The following is a 3,377-nucleotide window of genomic DNA, read 5'->3' as shown; positions in this document are numbered from 1 at the left end:
TTCGATCTATTCTAGCGGCAGGTCTTTTTGAAAGGTAGAAAGTGATTCTGGATTAGCAAATGTATCCGTATCTAGTAGCCAATGTGCAAGCAAAAAAATACCCTCAATCTATACGAAAAAGGGTATTGTGAACCACTCAAAGGATCAGTCAACCGATCATATTGTTCTTAACTGATCGGCGTTAACTCAATGAGTAGCTTTAATGTTTGGAGCGGTCAGCCAGGATTCGAACCTAACGTTTTCAACTTGGAAAGTTGATGTAATGCCATTATACGATGTCCGCATGGGTGAAGATATTAACCTTGTTTTATGGTCGTGTAAACGACGTGAATGTAAGAGTTTGTCAGCCGCGTAGTAGTATTATAGAGGGGGCGGGCCATGTTTTTGATACCATTAAATCGACGATATTTGGCCTCCTAATTAGGAAGGTTTTGATACTAATATTTAACAGGTACTGACCTCTAAGTGTCTTTTTTAAAAATGTTTAAAATACGGTTTTATTGATTCTTGGTTATCACCAAATTAGCTATCCGAAATGCTAGTTTAAAATCGATTTAAAGACTCACAGCAAGCATTAGAGGGAGTGTTTATCTAATTAGTGAAAATGCTGCTGTTACACGGGGCATTATCATATTTATGTTAAATAGGTCGTGTATAGACGATTTTATCTCAAGGTTAAAAATGTTAGAATATGACATTATTCTAACCATGGTCGAATATAATTATTATGAAAAAATTAGTGGTAGGGGTGTTTTTATCTATGTTAATGGTTGGCTGCGGCGGCGACGGGGGAGATTCCTCGACTCAAAAAAATGATAGTCAGCGTGCTACAAAATCAATGCAGCTCATCGTTGATGCTGCAGATCTGCAAGAGTTGCAGAACGTGAAGTATGCATCGAATGATGGTATTGCATTCAGTACACCAGAAAACTTTCAGAAGTAGAGTCCCAAAATGAAAAAAATACTAATTGTTGCCGGGTCATTATTTATTGTAAGCCAGGTTTCAGCAGCACCGAACCTTCAGGGATATTACCAAGCAAAAGAATTGGTCAGTTATACTGTAAATAAAATTCAGCAGAACAAAGCAGAATATTTTATGCTCGACTATGCACTTAAAAAACCAGCTCAGCCTCAAGCTCAGCTTGTGGCATATAATGATGCATTAGGGTATTTTCAAGTTGAGAACAACGGTGTTAATGAAGAACAGTTCGAGCGTATCGTGCAAAAGGTAAACCCAGAAGGTTTACGTGACCAATACGTTTGTCGAACAGATACCTCAGGTGTGAAACTGGCCTATATAGCGGAAAGGGATGAAAGTTGCAGCACTAATTATGACCAGAAACCCATGGCGATAAGCCAGAAGGGGACTAAGGTGACTTTCTTCCGCCGTTTGGATTTCGGTCCCACACAGTCTCACTTTGATATTCAAAGCTATGACAACAATGTCGCGGAGAATACAGAGACCTTAACTCTTAATTATGTATTAAAATTTGAAGGTCGATGGATTGGTGACTCTGTACGCGTGATCAAAGGTCAAGCGGTATTGGGTGATACTTCTACTCAACCGACTTATGATGTTGCTAACTATCAATACTCTGGCCCACGTTCGGGGAGCATAGTTGGCGGCGAGAGCTTGTTATACAACGATGTTCCTTATTTCATTACAGATAATACTGAGGATATCGCAGTAGATAATTCAGCCAACCATGTCGTGAAAACGGTATTCATTACATTTAATGAGATGGATACTGATTATCACGGTCGTAACGTAAACACTGATGATGCTGTGTATTATGTAAACCGTGATTATGTAAACCAATATACCCTAGAAAATAGTACTAAAGCCTATTTCGTTTCTGACCCGCAAACTTTTGTAATTGATACTGCTATGGCAGGGCCTTTTGAAAGCTGGGTATCGGTTGATGAAAGTGTTTGGGACCCAGAGAAAGGCACAGATCAGGTTAGCAGTGGTGAATGGGTAAGCCGTGCCTTTAATAACACCCATAATATTACCGGTGAGAGTCCAACTTTCTGCATGATTGAAGATATTGCGAAAGGCCGTCCTGTTACTGGTTACTTTAGTGAAGACGGTAAAAGTGGTTGGTGGCCTTCGATGAATGATTGCAAAGATGTTGGTGTAGGAGTAGTACCTAGAATATATACCCATTTCACCAATAGCAATGGCGAGAAAATTGCGGTTAATTCCTTGCGTCAAAGTGCCCAGGATATCATCTATGTTCGTTTACAACATCCTCAAGGTGAAAAAGATCTACTTACCTTGGATGATGTGAAAGCCATTAAGTCATCGCTACGTTATCTGCAAATTAAAACAGATCTCAGCCAGCGTTTTGGTTGGGCTAAACCTTACGACATTTTAAAATAAGTTAGCGCACAGGTAGTAATAAAAAAGACAGGGATAAAGACCTGTCTTTTTTATTAAGTTCTAACCTCTAAGTGAACCGTTTCACGACAGTTTTTTACCACTTCCGATCTAAGTCTTTAGAATACAACATAATGGCACGCTGATATTCTTTTATTTCATCACTGTTTGTAGTTGAAACTAAAAGCTCAAGTGTAGTGGTTCATTGAAATTGTCCCCAACTAGGATAACACTATTCAGTTAAAGATGTTTTGACTGAGCAAGGTATGTAGTGTTTTAGATTTTAGGATATAATACTAATCACCCTCTCCTAACTCTTCAATAATGTCATATTTAGTATTACTCTTAATAGGCGTCAACCAATGACAATCTGTGTTTTTTCGGTGCCAGTTAATCATAAGCTCTGCACTGAGATAGCAACGGTCAAAAATAGTTAAAGATGAATATTGAGCGGAACGGATCAGTGTTTTGGCGTAACTAATCTCACCAGTAAAACTTGGGCCAAAAGCAACATCGTGAATAATGCGACTTCGGAGTGAAGTCAAGGCACAAAGGCGGACAATAGGGTATTCAGTGTGCTTGTCTTTACTGTGATTAATATATCCAAATGATACGACATGTGCAGGTGTGTCATTACATCGAAGTTGAGTACCATCAATTGAAAAAAGCATTAGATTATTCCACTTATCATCAGAGTCTTTTTGCTTTCCCCTGTGTCTGGCCGTCATTGAAAATAACTCGGCAAGAGGTTCATCGCTGAGCCTTTGCCTAGCTTGAGGTATTGCACCTGGAGCGATATTATCACCGAGTGAATCGGAGAGGTGAAGGTCTAATTTGGAAACAATGTCCGTTATAGAGCGATCACGAAATAACCCCATACCAATGACTAACCATACCAATGACTAACCATACGACTAACTCAGCAGGCAGTTTACGTTTTCGAATGTTCGCTTTATTCGTTTTTTCTAATACTTCTTCGATCCATTCTAGCGGCAGG

At 39.3% G+C, this 3,377-nt stretch carries 2 protein-coding genes, 1 tRNA gene and 1 pseudogene; 2 read left to right on the top strand and 2 right to left on the bottom strand.

Annotated features, from left to right (window positions below; all coding sequences use genetic code 11):
* Positions 1-207: 207 nt before the first annotated feature.
* Positions 208-283 (bottom strand) — tRNA-Gly (locus A923_RS23045).
* 456 nt (positions 284-739) lie between these two features.
* Here A923_RS23045 and A923_RS0121800 point away from each other — a divergent pair.
* Both A923_RS0121800 and A923_RS0121795 read left to right on the top strand, forming a co-directional pair.
* The gene (locus A923_RS0121800) at positions 740-943 is read left to right on the top strand and encodes a hypothetical protein (RefSeq protein WP_202800857.1); all 204 of its coding nucleotides are present in this window, start codon (positions 740-742) and stop codon (positions 941-943) included.
* Between the two features lie 9 nt (positions 944-952).
* Positions 953-2,383 carry a hypothetical protein gene (locus A923_RS0121795; protein WP_017223802.1) on the top strand — a complete coding sequence of 477 codons (1,431 nt, stop codon included), beginning with the start codon at positions 953-955 and terminating at the stop codon, positions 2,381-2,383.
* Positions 2,384-2,679: 296 nt separating this feature from the next.
* On the opposite strand, the pseudogene A923_RS22585 reads toward A923_RS0121795, so the two are convergent.
* Positions 2,680-3,377, bottom strand: a pseudogene (locus tag A923_RS22585) (IS4 family transposase); the annotation flags it as partial.

This window comes from Moritella dasanensis ArB 0140 (assembly GCF_000276805.1).
In the GTDB taxonomy this organism is placed as follows: domain Bacteria; phylum Pseudomonadota; class Gammaproteobacteria; order Enterobacterales; family Moritellaceae; genus Moritella; species Moritella dasanensis.
Note: the sequence above shows the minus strand (reverse complement) of the source record. Positions and strands in the feature narration are given on the sequence as shown.

Excerpts from the sequence above, each read along its gene's own strand:
- A923_RS0121795 (WP_017223802.1), top strand. The coding sequence starts at position 953 with ATGAAAAAAATACTAATTGTTGCCGGGTCATTATTTATTGTAAGCCAG.